This is a genomic window from Streptomyces antibioticus (assembly GCF_002019855.1).
Lineage (GTDB): Bacteria > Actinomycetota > Actinomycetes > Streptomycetales > Streptomycetaceae > Streptomyces > Streptomyces antibioticus_B.
The window spans coordinates 1,093,980-1,112,510 of the sequence record NZ_CM007717.1 but is presented as its reverse complement, the minus strand read 5'-3'; the positions used below and the strand labels follow the sequence as shown (position 1 = coordinate 1,112,510).

The 18,531-nt window shown below is 72.5% G+C and carries 20 protein-coding genes; 16 read left to right on the top strand and 4 right to left on the bottom strand.

Features of this window, described 5'->3' with window-relative positions; genetic code table 11:
* Positions 1–55: 55 nt before the first annotated feature.
* The 4 genes from AFM16_RS04980 to AFM16_RS04965 all read right to left on the bottom strand — a co-directional run bounded on the left by AFM16_RS04980 (position 56) and on the right by AFM16_RS04965 (position 3,673).
* Positions 56–1,378 (bottom strand): SCO6881 family protein, encoded by a 1,323-nt coding sequence (locus AFM16_RS04980; protein ID WP_078632585.1) that lies wholly within the window; start codon positions 1,376–1,378, stop codon positions 56–58.
* Positions 1,379–1,408: 30 nt separating this feature from the next.
* Positions 1,409–2,089, bottom strand: a complete 681-nt coding sequence (locus tag AFM16_RS04975) for a hypothetical protein (protein WP_078632584.1) — start codon at positions 2,087–2,089, stop codon at positions 1,409–1,411.
* Entirely contained in the window at positions 2,089–2,391 is a 303-nt protein-coding gene (locus AFM16_RS04970) for a hypothetical protein (protein ID WP_370628130.1), read from the bottom strand. The genes AFM16_RS04975 and AFM16_RS04970 overlap by 1 nt, the downstream gene beginning before the upstream one ends.
* Before the next feature lie 169 nt (positions 2,392–2,560).
* On the bottom strand, positions 2,561–3,673 hold the full coding sequence (locus tag AFM16_RS04965) for a C40 family peptidase (protein ID WP_078632583.1): 1,113 nt from the start codon (positions 3,671–3,673) through the stop codon (positions 2,561–2,563).
* Between the two features lie 830 nt (positions 3,674–4,503).
* On the opposite strand from AFM16_RS04965, the gene AFM16_RS04960 reads away from it, so the two are divergent.
* From AFM16_RS04960 to AFM16_RS04880, 16 genes are all read left to right on the top strand, one after another.
* The gene (locus AFM16_RS04960) at positions 4,504–5,259 is read left to right on the top strand and encodes a DNA-methyltransferase (RefSeq protein WP_078632582.1); all 756 of its coding nucleotides are present in this window, start codon (positions 4,504–4,506) and stop codon (positions 5,257–5,259) included.
* Positions 5,260–5,391: 132 nt separating this feature from the next.
* Entirely contained in the window at positions 5,392–6,057 is a 666-nt protein-coding gene (locus tag AFM16_RS04955) for a DUF4913 domain-containing protein (protein WP_245177640.1), read from the top strand.
* 493 nt (positions 6,058–6,550) lie between these two features.
* Positions 6,551–7,189, top strand: a complete 639-nt coding sequence (locus AFM16_RS04945) for a DUF3631 domain-containing protein (protein ID WP_078632580.1) — start codon at positions 6,551–6,553, stop codon at positions 7,187–7,189.
* The gene (locus tag AFM16_RS04940; protein WP_078632579.1) at positions 7,186–7,860 is read left to right on the top strand and encodes a hypothetical protein; all 675 of its coding nucleotides are present in this window, start codon (positions 7,186–7,188) and stop codon (positions 7,858–7,860) included. The genes AFM16_RS04945 and AFM16_RS04940 overlap by 4 nt, the downstream gene beginning before the upstream one ends.
* 56 nt (positions 7,861–7,916) lie before the next feature.
* The gene (locus AFM16_RS04935) at positions 7,917–8,624 is read left to right on the top strand and encodes a hypothetical protein (RefSeq protein WP_245177639.1); all 708 of its coding nucleotides are present in this window, start codon (positions 7,917–7,919) and stop codon (positions 8,622–8,624) included.
* A gap of 162 nt (positions 8,625–8,786) precedes the next feature.
* On the top strand, positions 8,787–9,092 hold the full coding sequence (locus tag AFM16_RS04930) for an SH3 domain-containing protein (protein WP_078632577.1): 306 nt from the start codon (positions 8,787–8,789) through the stop codon (positions 9,090–9,092).
* Between the two features lie 38 nt (positions 9,093–9,130).
* Entirely contained in the window at positions 9,131–9,574 is a 444-nt protein-coding gene (locus AFM16_RS04925; protein ID WP_078632576.1) for a hypothetical protein, read from the top strand.
* The gene (locus AFM16_RS04920) at positions 9,571–10,014 is read left to right on the top strand and encodes a hypothetical protein (RefSeq protein ID WP_078632575.1); all 444 of its coding nucleotides are present in this window, start codon (positions 9,571–9,573) and stop codon (positions 10,012–10,014) included. Before AFM16_RS04925 ends, AFM16_RS04920 begins: the two co-directional genes overlap by 4 nt.
* The gene (locus AFM16_RS04915) at positions 10,015–10,440 is read left to right on the top strand and encodes a hypothetical protein (RefSeq protein WP_078632574.1); all 426 of its coding nucleotides are present in this window, start codon (positions 10,015–10,017) and stop codon (positions 10,438–10,440) included.
* Positions 10,441–10,487: 47 nt separating this feature from the next.
* The gene (locus AFM16_RS04910) at positions 10,488–11,345 is read left to right on the top strand and encodes a winged helix-turn-helix transcriptional regulator (protein WP_143648323.1); all 858 of its coding nucleotides are present in this window, start codon (positions 10,488–10,490) and stop codon (positions 11,343–11,345) included.
* 97 nt (positions 11,346–11,442) lie between these two features.
* Positions 11,443–12,738 carry an MFS transporter gene (locus AFM16_RS04905; RefSeq protein ID WP_245177638.1) on the top strand — a complete coding sequence of 432 codons (1,296 nt, stop codon included), beginning with the start codon at positions 11,443–11,445 and terminating at the stop codon, positions 12,736–12,738.
* 82 nt (positions 12,739–12,820) lie between these two features.
* Positions 12,821–14,080, top strand: coding sequence for an MFS transporter (locus AFM16_RS04900; RefSeq protein WP_078632572.1), 1,260 nt, complete (start codon positions 12,821–12,823; stop codon positions 14,078–14,080).
* Positions 14,081–14,115: 35 nt separating this feature from the next.
* On the top strand, positions 14,116–15,312 hold the full coding sequence (locus tag AFM16_RS04895) for a hypothetical protein (protein WP_078632571.1): 1,197 nt from the start codon (positions 14,116–14,118) through the stop codon (positions 15,310–15,312).
* A 64-nt stretch (positions 15,313–15,376) separates the two neighbouring features.
* Positions 15,377–16,186 (top strand): SPDY domain-containing protein, encoded by an 810-nt coding sequence (locus AFM16_RS04890; RefSeq protein ID WP_107419026.1) that lies wholly within the window; start codon positions 15,377–15,379, stop codon positions 16,184–16,186.
* 20 nt (positions 16,187–16,206) lie between these two features.
* A complete protein-coding gene (locus AFM16_RS04885; RefSeq protein WP_143648321.1) occupies positions 16,207–16,683 on the top strand; it encodes a hypothetical protein in 477 nt (158 codons plus the stop codon).
* 99 nt (positions 16,684–16,782) lie between these two features.
* Positions 16,783–18,477 carry an MSCRAMM family protein gene (locus tag AFM16_RS04880; protein WP_078632568.1) on the top strand — a complete coding sequence of 565 codons (1,695 nt, stop codon included), beginning with the start codon at positions 16,783–16,785 and terminating at the stop codon, positions 18,475–18,477.
* Positions 18,478–18,531 lie beyond the last annotated feature (54 nt).

Sequence of the window (18,531 nt, the reverse complement as noted above, 5' to 3'; positions counted from 1 at the left end):
GGGGCAGGGCGCGCGGTGAAGAGGGCGGGCCCTGCCCCGGGCGGGGCTGGTGGGGTTACAGGCCGGTCGGCGAGCCGGACTGGGTGCTGTCACCGGCGGAGGGGGCTCCGTGGGCCGGAGGCATCGGATCGGAGGGAGCGCTGCTGCTCCACTCGCCCTGCTGGCCGCCCCCGCCGCCCCAGTTCGGCGGACCGCTGTCCTGACCGGCGCCCTGACCTGTGCTGTTGGGGGTCTGTGGGGTGCCGGACTGCTCCATGAGGTCGCGGAAGCCGCCTCCGGAGCTGTCGCTGCCGGAGTCGCCCTTGTCCATGCTCATTCCGCCGGTGGGATTGGCGGCGATGTCGCCGGGGAAGCCTCCGCCGCCTGCGGCCTGAGTGCCGCCCGCGGCCCCGGCGCCGGCCGCCGCGCCGCCGGTGCCCGCAGTGGCTGCTGCGGAAGCGGCCTTGCGCCCGGCGTTCTCGGCGTGCTGGCGGGCCATCTGGGCGCCTGCGCCACCGGCTCGGTGAATCGACTCGCCGTCCGTGCCTTCGCTCGCCCAGTGAACGAACTTGAACACCATGTACGGGCAGAGCAGCACCAGGAGCATGATCACCATGCCTGCCGCCATGTCGGCGAGGGCGGCGACGCCGTCCTTGGCTTCGGTCTTGCTCATGGCCGCGATGCCGAGCACGAAGATGATCGTCATCAGCAGCTTCGACACCACGAGCGTGGCGGTGGCTTCGATCCAGCCGCGACGCCAGCGGCGGGCGACCTCCCAGCCGCCGCCGGCTCCCGCGAAGACCGCGAGGGTCACCAAGATCAGGATGCCGACCTTGCGGACCATCATCACGCCCCAGAAGAGGAACATCCCGATCGCGCTCGCGCAGGCGGCGACGACGGCGACGAGCCAGCCCATGCCCGCGATGGCTCCGATCTGGGAGATCTTGACGAGGCGCCGCACAGCCGTGGACATGTCTGTCCCCGATGCCTTGAAAAGCCCGTCGGACAGCGCGTCGACGACTTCGAGGGCCACTGTGGTGAAGGCGATGGCGCAGAACGCGAACAGCACGCCGGAGGCTGTGCCGGTGACGGCCTGGGTCAGGGCCTGGCCGTCGCGTTTGATGGCCGCCCGTACGAGTTGGGCGCAGAACGTCGCGACCAGCAGGAGCAGGCCGATGGGCAGGATCGTCTCGTAGTTGTCGCGGAACCAGCCGGCACCGAGGTCGATGTCGGTGGTCCGGTTGATGGCCTTCGCGGCGAGGTCGGCCGCGGCGGCGGCGAGGTCGCCGGCCGACTTGGCCATCCAGTCCCCGATGGCGCCGACGGGGTCGGAGGCGAAGTCGATCACGTCGCCGACCGTGCAGAGTTTGCCGGCGACGGGCAGGTCACAGAAGCCCACGCGGGCGTCCTTTCGGGGAGGGGGGAAGGGCTACGGGGCGACGCGTGGGGCTACGGCGACCAGGCGGCAGTCCTTGCCGGGGCGGCACTGGACGGCGAGGGTGATCTGGCGGTCCTCGGCGCCGCCTCCGCCGCCGTTCCAGGCGAGTTGGGTCTTGCCGCGGACGGTGACGGCGTAGATGTAGGCCTCGGTGATCGCCTGCGGGTTCTCGGCCAGGGCCTGCTTGAACGCAGAGGGGAAGTGCGCCTCGGAGGTGGTGGCGCTGGCGTGCTGGGCGTTGTCCTTGAGCCGGGACCACAGGAGGGGGTCGGGAATCTGGGCCTGGACGGAGTCCCAGTCCGCGTATGCGGTTTCGCTGGTCATCCAGGTGTGCATGCCGGCGAGCTGGTCGTCGCGGCTGGTGGTGCGAGCGTCGAAGGTCCACAGCATCACCGCGCTCGCCCGGGCGAAGGCCAGCGGGTCGGCGATCGGCGGCGGACCAGCGACCTTGGATCCTCCCGGGGGCGGCTTCGGCACGGGGGCCGAGGTGCTCTTCGGCGATGCCGAGGTCCCGGTGTGCGGGGCGGACGCGTCGGTGGTCTGGCCGCGGCCTGTCCACCAGGCGGCGGCGCCGGCCAGCACGAGCAGCGCGGCCAGGACGCCGGCGGCGAGCATGACGCGCCGGGGCGGCTGCCAGCCGAGGCCGAGAGCGTCGAGGGAACGTTTCCTCATCAGTGGACCTGCGAGCCGAGGGCGCTGAAGAACGCGACGATGCCGTTGGCCGCGCCCAGGCCGAGGGCGGCGGCTGCGGATACCACGGCGCCCTTCTTGCCGTTGGCTTCGGCCTGGTGGCCGCCGGAGTGGTGGCCCCAGGCCCACACGCCGAGGCTGACGGCGAGCGCGCCGACCACTGCGACGATGCCGAAGAGGTTGATCGAGTTGACGACGGTGCGCAGGACTTCGAGGCCGGGCAGGCCGCCGCCCTTGGGCGAGACCCCCGGATCGTAGGCAAGCAGGGTGAGGCGTTCGGACAGGGGTGGGGTGAGGTTGGCGGGGGAGATGGGGGTGCGCTCCTTGCATGCGCAGGACACGACGGGCCCTGCCGGGGAACAGGAAGAAAGGGGGGAGGGGGAAGGGGCGCTCTGCGGCGCGAAGGTGGTCCGGTCCGCCCGGTGCCTCAAGGGCCGGCCGGGCGGACCGGTGTCACGGGAGACGGCGCGCGCTGTGGGCGGCGTAATCCGCGAGGGTGCTGAAGCGGACCGGCTTTGTGGTGCGCGGGGCCTCGATGACGTAGCCATGGCCGGCGTAGATGCCGACGTGCTCGGGGACGGCGGGGGTGCCGCGGCTGAACACCAGGTCGCCGGGGCGAAGTTGGTTCAGCGGGACGGCGTTGCCTTCCTTGACCTGGGTGTACGTGGTCCGGGTCAGGGTGATCCCGGCCTTCTTGTACGCCTGCTGGGTCAGCGAGCTGCAGTCGCACCGGCCCATGGGGTCCGGGCCGTGGGGCGCGAGGCAGGAGCCGCCCCACTGGTAGAGGGTGCCGAGCTGGTTCATGGCCCACGTGATGGCCGTCTTGGCGCGGGGATCGGCGTCGGCGGGGATCGAATACCCCTTGGGGACGGCCCCTTCGGGGATCGGTCCGGAGCCGCTGCCGTCGTCGCCCGGGGCGCACGGGTCTGTGGCCGGGAGTCCTGGGGTCTGGCCTTCGGCGGGCGGCCGGGAATCCTTCAGCGTCGGGGCGATGGCCTGCTGCAGCGCGCGGGCGAGAGGCTCCCACTGGGCGTACGCGTCGGGAAAGCCGCTCAGCTGGACGGCCTGCGCGGCCTGCGTGATCGTCATCTGCTGCCAGCCGGGGACCTTCAGCAGGCCCTGGTAGAACTTCGTGCTGGCGTAGACGGGGTCGCGGACCTGGGCGGCAGTGCCCCACCCCTGGCTGGGCCGCTGCTGGAACAAGCCCAGCGAGTCGCGGTCACCGTAGCCGAGGTTGCGCAGGCGGCTTTCCTGAATGGCAGTGGCCAGGGCCACGACCTGGCCGCGCTCGGGTACTTCGAGCGAGATGCCGGTGGCGACGATGGTGCGGGCGTGAGGTATCTGCTCGTCCGGCAGGTCAAGGCCATCGACGTGGACCTTCTGGGCGCCGGATCCACCGAGAACCGAGGCGACTTGGCGCCGTACGGCATCGGTGTCGACCGACTTGGTGAAGCAGGAGGTGCCCTGGCCCGAGGAGTCGCTCGCGGCTGCGGCGAACACAGCGGTGCCGGCCAGCAGGAAGGGGGAGAGGCAGAGCGCGCCGATCGCGGCGGCGATGCCTTTCACTCCCGGGCGGCCTCCGGTCGGCGGGCCGCAGGGATGTTACGTGGGGATGGGGAGGAACGGGTCACGGTGAGGTCCTCGGGGGCGGGCCCCGGCCGCACGGTGTGAAAGGGGAAAGGCCGTGCGGCCGGAGCGGTGGAGGCGGGCGAAGGGGCCCCGGCCCGGGTGCGTGTTGCCTCACGCACCCGGCGGGACGAGGGGAGTTACGGGCGGAACATGGGCGTGCCTCCAGGAAGTTGCAGGGATCGGCCCGCAGCCGCGGGCTGGTGAAGAAGGGGGATGCGGGGGCGTCTTACGGGCGGAACATCAGCGAACTCCTGGAACAGGTGCGGGGCGGGAAGCCGAGAGGGATCTGGGTGTGCCGGTGGGCGTTGCCTCGCGCACCAGGGCAGTGGGGTTACGGGCGGAACATCAGAGGGACCTCCAGGTCCTGCGGAGTTACGGGGATACGGGCGAGGTCAGCAGGGGCGGTACATGGGCGGCCTCCGTGTCAGGGTCTGCGGCGGGCGGGGAGCGACGGGGCGGCGGTGATGGCCGCGTGCGGGGTCACGGACGGAACACAGGGGCCTCCTGCGGGAAAGGGAAAAGGGGGAAGGGGTACGCCATCGGCGGTGTCCGCCGGGCAGTGACACGACAGTAAGCCCGAATCCCCGGTCACCGAAATCGCCGCCGAAATCCGCGAGATTCCAGGCTTCCTGGCCCGTGATGCTTCCCAACCGGGGATTGTGACCTACAGTTTGGGCCTCCCCGCGCACCACCGGCTTGTACTGCCGTGAGCCCCTGCGCGGTCCGGAGCCTTCCACCCGCATCCCTCATCGAATTGGGGTCCCCTTTTGTCGTTTTCCCTCCACCAGGGCGACGCACTGACCGTGCTCGCGACACTGCCCGACGGCTGCGCCGACTCGGTCATCACCGACCCGCCGTACAACTCCGGCGGCCGGACGGCGAAGGAGCGCACGAGCCGCTCCGCCCGCCAGAAGTACGTCTCCGCGGACGCCCAGCACGCCCTGCCGGACTTCACCGGCGAGAACATGGACCAGCGCTCGTACACGCTCTGGCTGACGCAGATCATGACGGAGGCCCACCGGGTGACGAAGCCTGGCGGCACGGGGCTGCTGTTCACCGACTGGCGCCAGCTGCCGGCCACGACGGATGCCTTCCAGGCGGCCGGATGGCTGTGGTTGGGCCTCCTGGCCTGGCACAAGCCGCAGGCCAGGCCGCAGAAGGGCAAGTTCCGCCAGGACACGGAGTACATCGTCTGGGGCGCGAAGGGCAAGATCGACGCCTCCGCGAACCCGGTCTACCTGCCGGGGATGTTCAGCGCCTCGCAGCCCTCGGGCAAGGCACGCCGGCACATCACGCAGAAGCCCGTCGAGGTGATGCGGCAGCTGGTGAAGATCGCCCCGCCTGGCGGCACCGTGCTCGACTTCTGCGCCGGATCGGGCAGCACCGGGGTCGCAGCCCTCCTGGAGGGCCGGAGCTTCATCGGCATCGAGAAGACCAGCCAGTACGCGGCCGTCGCCTCCGACCGGCTCACCGAGACCCTCCAGCAGGTGCATTCCCAGGACGATTTCGACCTGACCTCCTGACCGGACCGCATCAGCGGCCAGATTGCGGCGGGGCGGAATATAGCGGCAGATCCCCGGTTTCCGAAACCGGGGATTCTCCGGACCATCGGAGCCACTGATTCCACGGCCCCGGCTGCAAGGAGAACCCTTTTCGTGTCCGAATCTGCTGAGCCCCGTCATGGCGGGGAAATAGAGCCGATCCGTCTGCCGGAAGGCGACCTCGAATCGATCGAGGCGTCCGTACGCAAGCTCCTGGACCAGTCGGCCGAGCAGGCCCGCCTGATCGACACGCTGGCCTCCGCCCCGCCGGCCGACCCGATGGCCGCGAGCATGCCCTTCGCGGGATTCCCCGGCATGCCCTCGTACGCCGCCCCGGCCCCGCCGCCGGACCCCAAGCCGATCCTGGAGCTGGAGGGCGAGGAGTTCGAGGACGAACTGGCCGCGCTCACCGACTGGGTGGACGACCACCTCATGGACGTCTACGGCGCCGAGGTCACCACCGCCGCACCGTGGTGCGACCAGTGGCAGGAACACCTCGACGTCGTTGCGTGGCTGCACGCGCTGTGGCTGGCCTACCAGCAGCACAAGGACCCCGAGGCTGGCCTCAGCGGCATGGCCGTGTGGCACCGGGACTATCTCACCCACTGCCTGGCCTACGTCCGGGCCCCCGGTGGCCCCCTCAGTGCCTGCCAGACCGACCCGGAGCGTCCGGAGCACCGCCTGCTGCGCGGCCCGGGCCCGTCCGCGAAGTCCGTAGGCCGCGATGCCGAAGCCCAGCAGGACGATGCCGGATCCTCGCCGGTCGGGGCCGCCACGTGACACACCCACCGCAGCCTCCGGCGGCGTTCGGGCTGTCCATCCACCCCGACGCGCTGAACGACCTGTTGGCCGCCCCGGGCGACATGCGGGACCTGGGGCTCGCCCTCATCCAAGACGTGGTCCGCGCCCAGGTGAGGGGCGGCAAGCTGACCGGGGAGCTGTCCGGGTACCGCAAGCTCTACCTCGGCTCCCGCGTCGAGTGGCGCATCGTTTACGCCCACCGCCCGGCCCTGCCCGGGTCTAGCCACCCCACGGACATCCACGTCGTCGCTGTACGCCCCCGTGCCAAGCACGACATCTACGACACCGTCCGGGCCCGCGTTGGTCGGCCCCGCCCTGCGGCCGGGCCCCGCGCGTACGCGGCTCGCTCTCTCTCACCGCAAGTCCGCCCGCGTCCGGCACTCACGCCTGCGCCTCCGGCCCCGGCGTTTCCGGTGCCCGGACTTCCCACTCCCGCCCGCATCACCACGACTTCCCCGAAGGGTCCTTCGCGATGACCAACCTCACCGCCCAGTCCTCCTCCCTGCTCCAGGCTCTGATGGCGACCCTCCTCGAGCCCCGCCCTGCTCCGCACCCGCGCCACCAGGCCCTGCTGGACGCTCGCGAACGTCAGCTGGAAGTGGAGGCGGAACTGAGCGCCTGGGCGAGCCGACCGCAGCCCACCACCGAAGCCGCCCAGGACGAGGAACTCGACGACCTGAGCAATCTGCTCGTCGAGCACGCCAAGGCGGGCCGGCAGGTCTCGCACCTCCTGAGTGCCGACAGCTGCTGCCCGCCGTGCACCGACTCCGAGCAGCCGGCGACCGTCCTTGGCCGCCCCGCCGAGAACGCGGTCTCCGCCTTCGCCGCCCCGTGCATCCTGGCCGCCTGCCTGGACGCCTTCGCCCGCTACGGCAGACCAGACGCACTGTCCTCCGCCGACCTCGTCGCGGAACTGCGCACCCTGCCCGGCATCGCCGAGGGCCGCTGGCCGTACGCCGACCTCACCCAGACCCGCCTGGCCACCCTGCTGCGCCCGTACGAAGTAGCCAGCCGCGACATCACCCACGGCGACGGCCGGCGCCGCAAGTCCTACCGCCGCTCGGCCCTTCTGGCCGCCATCCCGGCCGACTGCGACTGCCGACCGTCGTGACCGCCCGCGAATCCCCGGCAACCGCCCTGGACACCGCCATTGAGGAAGTCGTCGGCGACCTGGCCGTCCTGCACCACGACCACTTCCGCGGGCTGCTCCCGCCCGAGCGAGCCGCCCTCGCTGCCGTACACCAGGAGCTGATGGCAGCGGAGAGCGCGGTCGCCTACCACCGCAACGTGCTGACGCGCCTGTCCTCCGGCAGCTACCCCGTGAACACTCCGCTCCTGGACCGCCTGCGCCGGACTGTGCACGACCTGGCCCAGGCCACGGCCTCCCGCGACCGGCTGCATGAGGGCGTCGCCGCCGCCTTGGAGGCGGTCAAGGCCGCCGCCCCGGCCCCCGCCCCCGCTGACGACGAGCTGACGCCCCGCGACTTCGCCGCGCTCCTCTCGCTCGCCGGCGGCGGCACGATGCGCGAGCACCTCCTCACCCACCGGGTCTCGGTCCGCACTGTCCAGGGCCGTCTCGTCGAACTTCCGGCGTTCCAGCGCCTGGAGGCCCACGGGCTGGTCACCCGGGACACGTCCCGGGCCCTGACCGTCGGCCAGCCGGTCACCTTGACCGACACCGGCCGGACCGCGCTGCTCGGCACCCGCCGCTCACCGGCCATGGCGGCCCCCGTGCCCGCCCGCCCGGCCGGATCCTGGCCGGCCCCAGCCCGACACCACTGACCGCAAGGCGCCCGCGATCGTCTCCTCCCGCCCTTGCAGAAAGCAGCTCGCCCCGCGTGCCTCTTCACGAACCCGACTACGAACTCGACGGCTTCGGGCCCGCTGACGACGGGCACGAGCAGCACCGCCACGATCTCGGCATCTCTTCCTTGAAGGTGCTCGGCGAGTACCGCACGGACACCGACAGCTACTTCGTGCTCCTGGACGAGGGAGCCACCTGGGGTATTCCGGGGAGCCCGCAGCTCCGCGCCGTTCACGTCTCCCGTGACCTGAGCGCCCGCACCTTCGAGGTCGACTCCAAGGAGCTCCCGCTGTACGCGATGGCTCAGTCGTACCTGATAGCCCGTGGCTGTCCCTTCGACGCGCTCAACCCGCCGGAGGGTGTGCACGACCCCGCAGACGATTTCACCCGGGCCCTGGAGGCACGCGTCCGCGGCGACGGTGACCACTTCGCCCTGCTGGCCAGCTACACCGCCGACATGCGCGACCCCGTGGAGACGGTGGTGATGCTGCGCTCCCTTGACCCCCAGGCGGTGCCGGAGTTCCGGATCCTGCTGGAGCGGTTCGACTGGGACTCCAACACTCACACCCTGAGGGAAGGCGGCTTCGAGACGTACCCGGCGGTCGTGGAGTGGTGGGAGGCGTGGTCGGACGAGGAGGCCCCGGCGCTGCCGCCGCCGGCTCCGACCGTACGCCGCAGCCCGGCCCCAACCGCCCCGGCGACACCCGTGCCACCGGTCTCCCGACGGCCTCAAGGACGCTGAACCCGGCCCTCGGCCAGGCCCGTTCCGGCGGTCCGGCGGCGCGCAACATAGCCGCCGATCCCCGGTTTCGGAAACCGGGGATTCTCCGGACCCTTTGCAACACCACCGACCCACTGAGGGCGGTCACTTCCTGTTGTTCTGCCTGGTCTGGAGCCATCCGCTGTGTGCTACACACCCGCGTCCATCACCGCCACCGCCCTGAACGGCGCCCCATCTCGTTCCGCCGCCACCGCGGTACTCCGCCCCGTCGCGCCCCGTGCGGATCGACGGGCCGAGCCGGTGCTCGCCGTTGCCGTCCATGCCCGTGCCGACGGTGACTCCACGGCCGTGGGTGTGCTGCGGCGCGGTGAGCCGTTCACGGCTTCGGTTACCGACGGCGCCTGGCTGCACGTCACCACCGCCTCGGGCATCACCGGCTGGGTCGACGACGGTGACCTCCGTCGCGACGACGGCCTTCGCCCGAACTGACCCGCCCGTACGTTCCCTTCTTCCAGGAGCCCCTTTTCGTGTCCGACATCCCCGACGTCTTCGACGGCGACGTGCTCGGCCTGTTTGCCGCCCGGATCGAGGCCCAGTTCGGCCTCGGCCTGAGCGAGCTAGCCCAGGCCGTCCACGCTGCCCCCCAGGCTCATCCCGGTGCCACCCAGGCGGTCCACTGGTACGGGCTGCTTTCCCAGGCCCAGCAGGCGGTGGAGACGGCCGAGGACGCCCTGGTCTCGGCGCTGGAGACAGCGGTGGGGGATCAGCTGGACGATCCGGTGATGGAGCTGGCCCACCGGGTGAACCACGCTGTTGCCGCCCGTGACGGCCGGGCCATGACGCTCCGGTTCCTCCTGCAGGCCCCTGCCGAGATGGCCCGCATCCAGCAGCGCTTCGGGCCTCGGGTGACGACCACGCTGCCCACCCCCGTTCCGGCACAGCCCGCGCGGGTCCGGGGCGGTGTCCGATGAGCGACGGACGCAGGCCCAGTACCCAGGACGCCCGCCTGGAGGGCGTGTTCGGCGGGCCGCTGGACGATCTCCACGAGCGGGCGGTCCGTCCCGGAGCATCGCCCGCCTTGGTACGGGCCCTGGAGCTGCGGGTCTTCCTCGCTCTGGCAGAGGCGCAGGTCGTACGGGTCCGTGACCGCGTTCACGCGGCGATGGCCCCCGACGCAGAGCTGGACTCCCTGAGTTCCGATGCGCTGCGGTTCGACTCTGAGTGGCTGGAGGCGGCGCTGGCAGCACGCAGCGGCTACCGGACCGCCCTGGACAAGCTGCTCGCCGCGATGCCACCACCAGCGGTCCGCCCGCTCGCCGCCCCGGCTGCCGTGCGGCCGACGGTCACGAGCAGCAATCTCCCGCCGGCCCCCGCAAGGGCCGGAGGCGGAGTGGCAGTTCGGAGAGGCTGAGTGCCCGGTCCGTACGCTGCCTCCCAGGCTGCGGGCGAGCGGATCGAAGCCCTCTACGGCCGCCCGGTTGCCGAACTCGCCGCGGACCCCGTGCCGGGCAGCATGCGGTACGCCCTGCTCAACAGCTTCGACGCCCTGCAGTACGCCGACCGCGCCGTCACCTTCCACGCCGAGCAGCTCCACCGGCTGACTCACCCCGACCGCGCGATCGAATCCGTGGACGTCGGCCACATCGCCGACGCCACCCGCCGCCTGGCCCACGCCGTCACCGTCCGCGACTCCCACGCCCAGGTCCTCGGCGACGTGCTGAACAGCCTGGCCCGCGTCCCCGACATCGCACCCGCGGCATCCGCTGCGCCCCAGGCCCTGGCCGTCTCCCCGGCCCTGCCTCGCGCCGCGACCACCGAGCCCGCCCGCTCGCGCTGACCCCCCTTCCTTCTTCTCCACCATCCCGCCCGTCTGGAGTTCCCGCCTTGGCTGCTGCCCGCCTGCCTTCGACCGACCTGCCCCGCGTTGCCGAGGCGCTGGAGATGATCGCGCCGCGCTGGAGCGTGTGGGTGCTGATGACACTGGCCTCCCAGCCCGGCCCGCTGCGCTACACCAAGCTCAAGGAGCACCTGCCGTGGCTCGGTGACGGCCAGCTCCACCCCCGTCTGCGGGCGCTGTCCGAGGCCGGACTCGTCGAACGCACCGCCCAGACCCGCCTGCACGTCACCTACGGCCTGACCGCCCGCGGCCGGGACCTGATGCCGTCCCTGACCGCCCTGGCCGGCTGGGGCGACGCGCACCTGGAGAAGAACCTCGTCCTCAACCGCGTGACCGGGAAGAGCGAACCGGAGCGGATCCCGGCCGCACAGAACGCCGAGGACACCCTCGCCGTGATCGGCCACCGGCACGCCACCGTGCTGCTGTGGACCCTCAAGGCCCGCGGGACCACGACCATGGCCGCGCTCTCCGCCGAGGCGATGGCCGACCACAGCCCCAGCGCGATCTACTCGCCGATCCGCCGGCTCATCGACGACGGCATCGTCTCCGTCTCCCGTGATGACGTCGCCTCCCTGCAGCTGACCGCCCCGGGCCAGGCCCTCGCCCCGATCTACCGGGCCCTGTCTGCGTGGGCCACCGCCCGCCCGCTGCCGGACGCCGAGAGCCACCTCGTGTGGGGCACGCCTCGCATCCCGGCCGCCGCCCGCTCCGGGCAATGGGCAGCCCACCAGGCCCGAAAGGCCAGCCAGGCCGTTGCCATGAGCCAGCCTCCGGCCCCCGCCCCGGTCACCGCCTGGCGGCCCGGCGAGCTGTTCTCCGCAGCCACCACCGGCCCGAGCCGATGAACCCCCGCCGCTCTCTGCCACCTTCCGGCCGCCCGCCGCCGGTATCCCCTTCGCTCCCGGCGCCCTGGCGCTGAGCCCTGATGGAAAGCCCCGCCCGTTGACCGCTCGCTCGACCGCAACCGCTCCATCGGCCACGTACGGGGCCGTACTGGGCAGCCGGTACGTGGCCCGCCTGCTGGGCGGCACCCTGATCGGGCGCCTACCCAACGGCATGGTCCCCGTCTCGTTGGTCTTCTGGATCAGTGCGGGCGGTGGGTCGCTGGCCTTCGCCGGGCTCCTCGCCGCGATCTACGGGCTGGCCTCGGGGCTCTCGCAGCCGGTCAAGGGCCGCCTGATGGACAAGTACGGGCAGACCCGTGTCTCCGTTCCGGCCGTCCTGCTCAACTCCTCCTGCCTGGTGGCGCTCCCGTGGATCGGGGCGGCCGGACAGCCGGCGGCCGTGACCGCGGTCGTGGGGTTCGCGGGGCTGATCACCCCACCGCTGGAGGCCGGCCTCCGTGCGTTGTGGCCGGCGGTCCTGCCCGATGCCGGGCGCCGCCGCGTCGTGCAGGCCCTGGATACCGGCTCCCAAGGGCTCCTCTACATCGTGGGTCCCTTGCTCGCCTCGTGGCTGGCGACCGCGCACAACCCCGACATTGCCTTGTGGGCCACCGCGGCCCTGGGGCTCGCCGGGTCGGCCATCGTCCTGAGCGCGGGCCCCTCTCGATATTGGCGCCCGGCCGCAGACGGGCCTTCGGGCACCGGACGGCTGATGAGTGCGGGCCTGGTCCTGCTGTTCACCGCACTGGCGGGGACCGGCTTCGCGCTCGGCGCGATGAACGTCTGGGCTGCGGACATGGCCGCCACGCACCAGATGGCCACGCTCTCCGGGGTGCTGCCGGCCGCGTTTTCCACCGGCAGCTTCCTGGGCGGTCTCGTCTATGCCCGCAGGACGTGGCCCGGCACCACGACCACCCAACTGATCACCACCAGCACCCTGTTCCTTCTCGGCTGGCTGCCCCTGCTGGCCGACCCCGACCCCCGAGCGGCCGTTGCCCTCGCCGGGATACCGGGCCTGTTCCTCACCTTGATCATCACCAATGGATTCCACGTGGTGGACGCCCTGGCTCCCGCCTCCCGTACCACCGAGGCGTATGCCTGGCTGATCCTCTCCGTTGGTACGGGACAGGCCGCCGGCACCGCGCTCGCCGGAGCCCTCTCGCACAGCCCGCAGATCCTCGCCGCCCTTCCCGCGGCGGGCGCCGCCACCGCGCTGACCGTGCTGATCGTCGCCCGGCCCAAGCTCGGCCGCGGCCGCCGCCTGGGCCGCCACCGGCGCCCGCGCCGCTCCCGGCAGCACACCCCACTCCCGCACGACCCATACCCGGCGCCTGCTCACGGACCCGGCCACTAACGGCCGTTGCCGCCCGGAACGACGGACACCACCCCGACGATCCGCCCCCGAACGTATCCGTCCCACCCTCCCCGGAAACACGATGCCTCCCAAGCACGCCGCCTTGCGGCCACCCACCGGCCGACACGTCCGCGTCCCCGCATTCGGGCCCGTCCGCGGTGTCTACGTCCCGCGCACCGCCGATGCCGGTGCCTTCGCCATGAGCACGTACGGCATCCCGCTGCTGGTCCTGGCCGTCACCGACTCGGCCACCCTGACCGGCATCGCCTTCATGCTCGAATGGGTGCCCCGCCTCGGCGCGTTCGCCCTCGCCGGCGCCGCTGTGGACCGCTTGGGCAGCACCCGGGTCCTGCGCATCGCCTCGGTCTTGCGCGCGCTCGTCGTTCTGGCCGCCGCCCTCGTGCTCCCCACCGTCGGCGGCACCGCCGCCATCGCCACGGTCATGCTGCTCGCCGCGCTGACCGGCGTGCTCACGGAGTTCTCCTACATCGCGGCCGAGACCGCCGGCGGCGCCGCCAGCCGGGACGCCGGAGGCCACGCCCACCGCGTTCAGGCCGTCCTGCTGGGCATCGACCAGGGCGCCACGCTGGCCGGCCCTGCGCTGGCCGGAGTCCTGCTGCAGTACACCGGTGCCACCGGCATGCTCCTGACCATCGCCGCCTGCTCCCTGCTCGGCGCGGCCCTCGCCCCCCGCCAGCGCCCCGCCTGGCCCCAGGACGCCCCGGTCCCCGTCGCCCACGGACTCCAGATCGGCTGGCGGACCCTGCGCTCGCTGCCCGCGCTGGGCTGGCTGTGCGTCGGACTGGTGCTGTCCAACACCGCGATCGGCCTCGTGCAGGCCGCCGGTCCCGTGCTGGTCATCCAGCAGCTCGGCGGCACCAGCAGCCAGGTCGGCCTCGTCTGGTCGGCCGCCGCCGTCGCCTCCCTGGCCATGGTCGCCCTCGCCCGGTTCGCGATCGACCGGGCCGGTCTGTGGCCGGTCGGCGCCACCGCAGCAGCCCTCGCCTCCCTGGCCTGCCTGGCACTGGCAGCCGCCGACACCTACACCACCTTCCTGGTCCTGGTGGCGCTGCTCATGGCAGGCGAGGCGGGCATGACCGTGGTGCTGCGCACCCTGCGCGCCCACCTCGTCCCCGCCGAAGTGTTCGGCAGCACCCTCAGCTTGATCATCCTGCTGCTGCTCGCGCCGTTCCCCCTCGCCGGAGCCTTGGTCGCGCTCACCCCGCCCGACCTCCTCGGCCACGCCATCACCGCCTGCGCCTTCCTGCAGGCCGCAGGACTCGCCGTGGCCTTCGCGAAACTCCGCACCCATCCGGCCACCCGCCGCCCGCTCCCTGCCTGACCGCCCCAGCCACCAACCCCTCGAAAAGGACCAGCATGCCCGCGACCTCCGACGCCACGCAGCCGCAGCACCGACGCCTCCGCCTGCGCGAAGTCGCCGACCTCAACGACACGGCCTTCTCCGACTACCTGCACCGCTTCGATCACCTGGTTACTGCCGCGATATCCGACGCCGCCGGCTACCTGCGCCCCGCCCAGCACGACCTCCTCCACGCCCCCGGCCGCCTCCACGACCTGCGTGATGCGCTCACCTTCGCCGAGGGCGACCTGCAGGTCGCCCTCGAGCGGATGACCTACCGCCGAGACCCGCGCGTCCCCCGTACCTCCCGCCAGCTGCGGCAGGTACGCACGGCCCTCCACCAGGTCCACCGGGAAACCGCCGCGCTGCGCCGAGCCGAGAACCGTACGCGCGACGCTGCCACGGGCACGGGGGCCACCGATACCGCCACCACCGCCCGCGGCTGGCTCGCCCACGCCTACCCCGCCCGCTTCACCCAGCTCCTCGCCCGGGCCCAGGCCGCTGCGGGCCTGCCGGCACGCCCGCTCGCCAAGGACATCTTCGACACGATCGAGGAGGGCTGGGCCGACGGCCACCTCACCACCCCCGGCACGCCGGGCGTCGAGCAGCTCCTGGTCAGGGGAGCTGTGGCCTTCCGCAGCGCCATCGCCGACGACGCCCGCGACCAGAACGACCGCGACCCCGCGCTGCGCCACCCGCTGCTGCAGCGGCGCTGGAACACGGCACTGGACGAACTCGCCACCCTGACCGTGCCGGTGGCCCGCGCCTCCAGCGCCTCCGCCCTGGGTGCCCTGCCCAGCGACTTCTCCCGCCTGCCCGAACTGGACGCCTTCAAGATGCTCAACGCGCGCAGGTTCTTGGTCGCCATCTGGCAGCGCCGGGCCGAACACACCCGCCTGATCCGCCAGTACGCGGGGACAGTCACCGACCGGCGCCGCGCCGATCCCGACCACGACCTGCGATCCCAGGCCCTGGACACGGCCCTCGACCGCCTCGTCGCCGAGCACCCGGCCGACGCCGCCCGCATCCTGGCCCGGCTCCGCCGGTACGCCACCGCGGACGGCAGGCTCGAGGAGGACGTCTTCACCACGGCCCTGCGCGCCCAGGCCAAGCGCGAGATCCTCGCCGACCTGGCCGCGAACCGCAGGCCGGACGTCGTCTTGCCCTCCGCGATCGCTTCTCGCCCGGTCCTCGCCGCCACCGCTGACCGCTGACCGCCACCCCTTCAGCCAGGAGACGCCCTTGCCCGCACCCGCCCCCCGAACCACCGATACTCCCGTGGACGGGGATGTTCACGTCACGCCCCAATACCTCGCCGGATCACCCGGCTACGGCGATGCCGGCTTCGCGCCTGTCGCGCACTGGCCCCACCACCACCTCGACGAAGGCCCGCACCAGCTCGTCGTGACCAGCCCGGACCACCGCATCCGGATCGGCTGGGCCGGAGACGACTACGACCTGTGGACCATAAGCGCCGCACCGGACGCCATCTCCGGACCCCAGTGGACAACAATCGTCAACCAGAACACCCCGCCCGAGCTCGTCGCGGCCCTGACCGCCACGCTCGCCCAGGACTGGGCCGACGGCCAGGACCGCTTCCTCGCGGCCCCGTCGCCGTACTGGGTCGACAGCGTGGCACCGCTGGTCGCGGCCGGCTGGGAGCGCACGGGCGCCGAGGTCGGCACCGTGGAGCTGGCTGCCCCGGACCGCAACGCGGGGGTCTACATCAACCGCTCGCGCCGCGACCTGGAGGACGGGACGCAGCTGTGGGCCGGCCCTCCCGGCTGGGGCACCCGCGCGGAGATCACCTTCAGTCGCCGTACGCCCTCCCACCTCATCGCCGCCACAGCGGCAGCCTTCACCGATCCGACTCCCGCAGCCCGCTGGCGCGAGAGCCTCCACCCCGAGCTCGCCGCCCGCGCCCAGCTCAAGCCCGTCGTGCCGCCCCGCCCGCCGGTACCGACTCCCCGCGACCTCCGGCCCCGCCTTGGAGTCCGCCCGCCCGTCCCGGTCGGCAGCATTCCGCGCTGGAGCACCGCCACCACCCCCTCCGCCGCCCTGCCCGCGCGCCCCGCCGCACGGCGCTGACCGACCAACGAGGAAGCCCTGTGGCCTTGTTTACCGAGCAGTTGTTCGCCGACCACCTCACGCTGCCGTACGCGGAGGCAGCCGTCGTGGGCGATTCCTACTACGCCGCACCCGTACCGGACCTCCCACTGCGCCTGCGTATCGACTTCGCTCCCACGATCTCCGCCGGGCGCTACGACGGGCTGCGCCTGCAGGTCGTGCACATGGAACAGGGGCGGATCGACACCGCGGTGCTGCGCTTCGCCGACTACGGCGAATTCGAGGTCCGCGACCGCCGCCGTGGCAAGAAGCCCGGCCAGGACGGGTATGGCACCGTCACCGACTGGAACCACAGCGAGCACGCGCCCTGGATCGGTATCAACGTCACCCGGCTGCGCGCCGCGATCGACCAGTACGTACGCCTGTGGATCCCCGGCGCCCCGCCGGTACGCACCGGCCCGCCTCCCCTCACGGCTCCGGTGCCGCAGGCCCGGACCTCCCCGGCCCGGGCACGGTAAGCGGATCCCCCGACCCGGCCGCCGGCCCCCAGGCATTCGCCGGCGCACCAGCGTCCGCACCCTCATTCCCTTCTTCACCGACAGGACCTCTTCCCACATATGAGCCTTCGCCTCACCCGACCCGCTCACCTGGCCGTTGCCGTTGCCGTCGCCGCCCTGGCCGCCGGCACCCTGCTGCCCGCGCAGGCCATGGCCGCCCCGGACGCCTCCGCGGTCCTGGGCCCCGGCTACACCATCCCGGACTCCGAAGGCCACGCGGCCTCCAGCCACATCGGCGCCTACGGCCCGCCCGGCCCGGCCGTCCACAGCGACACCGAGACCTACTGTGCCGACCCCGAACGCAAGGGCCCGGCCGACGCCGGAGGCTACGGCGACCCGCAGCTGGTCCCGTCCTGGACGTCCTCAGTGACCGGGAAGGCCGTCACCAAGGAGAACCTGGCACAGGCGGCCTACGTGATCGGCAAGTACGGGCAGACCCGCGACAACGCCCAGGCCGCCGCGGTCGACGCCGTGGTGTACGAGTACCTGGCCGGCGGCACCTACGCCCTCGACGGCGACCGCGGAAAGCAGCGCCTGGCGTATCCGGTCGTCTCCCCGACCGCCCGCACCCTCGCCCAGGGCTACGTCGCCGAGGCCAAGAAGCTCGCGGGCCCCTACACCCTCCAGATCACGCCGTCCGTGAAGACCACCACTGCCGGGACGAAGGTCACCGTCGCGGTCAAGGTCACCACCACCGCCGGCACGCCGGTCCCCAAGGTGGCCGTCACGCTCGCCGAGTCGGGCTCAGGCACCGCCTCCGGCAAGGTCACCACGAACGACAACGGCACGGGCTCCTGGGAGTTCACCGCCGAGAAGCCCGGGACCGCCAGCGTCACCGCGACGGCCGAGGGGCTGCCGGCCATCGGGCTGCAGGTCCTTACGCCCAAGAACCCGGTCGCCCAGCGGATGCTGCTTGCCGGGGGCACCACCAGCGTCAAGGACTTCGCCGCCATCACCGTCGGCGAGGCCACCGGCGGCGTGACGATCCGCAAGAAGGACCCCGAAGGCACCCGCCTCGTCGGCGCCGCGTTCCAGCTCCTGGACTCCGACGGCAAACAGGTCGCCGCAGGCAAGACGGATGAACAGGGCAGCCTCGTCTTCGACAAGCTCCCCGCCGGCACCTACCGGCTGCGCGAGACCTCCTCCGGCAGCCCCGTCCACGACCTGGTCCCCGAGCAGACCATCACGATCACCGCCGGACGCACCGCCCAGGCCAACCCCCTCGACCTCGTCGACCCGTTCAAGAAGGCCCGCCTGTCGGTGAAGAAGACCGACAAGAAGACCGGCAAGACCCTGTCGGGCGCCGTCATCGCCATCCGCGCCGACGAGACGGACAAGACCGGCAAGCACACCCCCGGCAAGGTGATCACCAGCCTCACCACCGGGACCGACGGCACCGCGACCGTCCCCCTCGATGTCACGCTCAAGGCGGGCACCCGCTACTGGGCCGGCGAGACCAAGGCGCCCGACGGCTACCAACTCGATGCCACACCGGTCGCGTTCACCGCCCGGCCCGGCGCCGACGTCACCGTCACCCTCGCCGACAAGCCCACCGAGACCACACCGCCGAGCCCGAGCACCCCGCCGGCGACACCCCCGGCCACCACCTCGCCGACGACACCGCCCGGATCCCTCGCCCACACCGGGGCCGACGCCACCACCTGGCTGGCCGGCGGCGCCACCGCCCTGCTCGCCGCAGGAGGCGGCCTCTACCTGATCAACCGCCGCCGCCGTACGGGCGACGCCCCCAGCTGACCCCTCGCGCTGCCGGGCCCGCCCTCGGAGCCCGCGCCACACCGTCCCGCACCG

What these genes read in the sequence shown, in the direction of transcription:
- AFM16_RS04895 (WP_078632571.1), top strand. Translation starts at nt 14,116, where the DNA reads ATGCCCGCGACCTCCGACGCCACGCAGCCGCAGCACCGACGCCTCCGC.
- AFM16_RS04945 (WP_078632580.1), top strand. Translation starts at nt 6,551, where the DNA reads ATGACCAACCTCACCGCCCAGTCCTCCTCCCTGCTCCAGGCTCTGATG.
- AFM16_RS04900 (WP_078632572.1), top strand. Translation starts at nt 12,821, where the DNA reads ATGCCTCCCAAGCACGCCGCCTTGCGGCCACCCACCGGCCGACACGTC.
- AFM16_RS04975 (WP_078632584.1), bottom strand. Translation starts at nt 2,089, where the DNA reads ATGAGGAAACGTTCCCTCGACGCTCTCGGCCTCGGCTGGCAGCCGCCC.
- AFM16_RS04880 (WP_078632568.1), top strand. Translation starts at nt 16,783, where the DNA reads ATGAGCCTTCGCCTCACCCGACCCGCTCACCTGGCCGTTGCCGTTGCC.
- AFM16_RS04920 (WP_078632575.1), top strand. Translation starts at nt 9,571, where the DNA reads ATGAGCGACGGACGCAGGCCCAGTACCCAGGACGCCCGCCTGGAGGGC.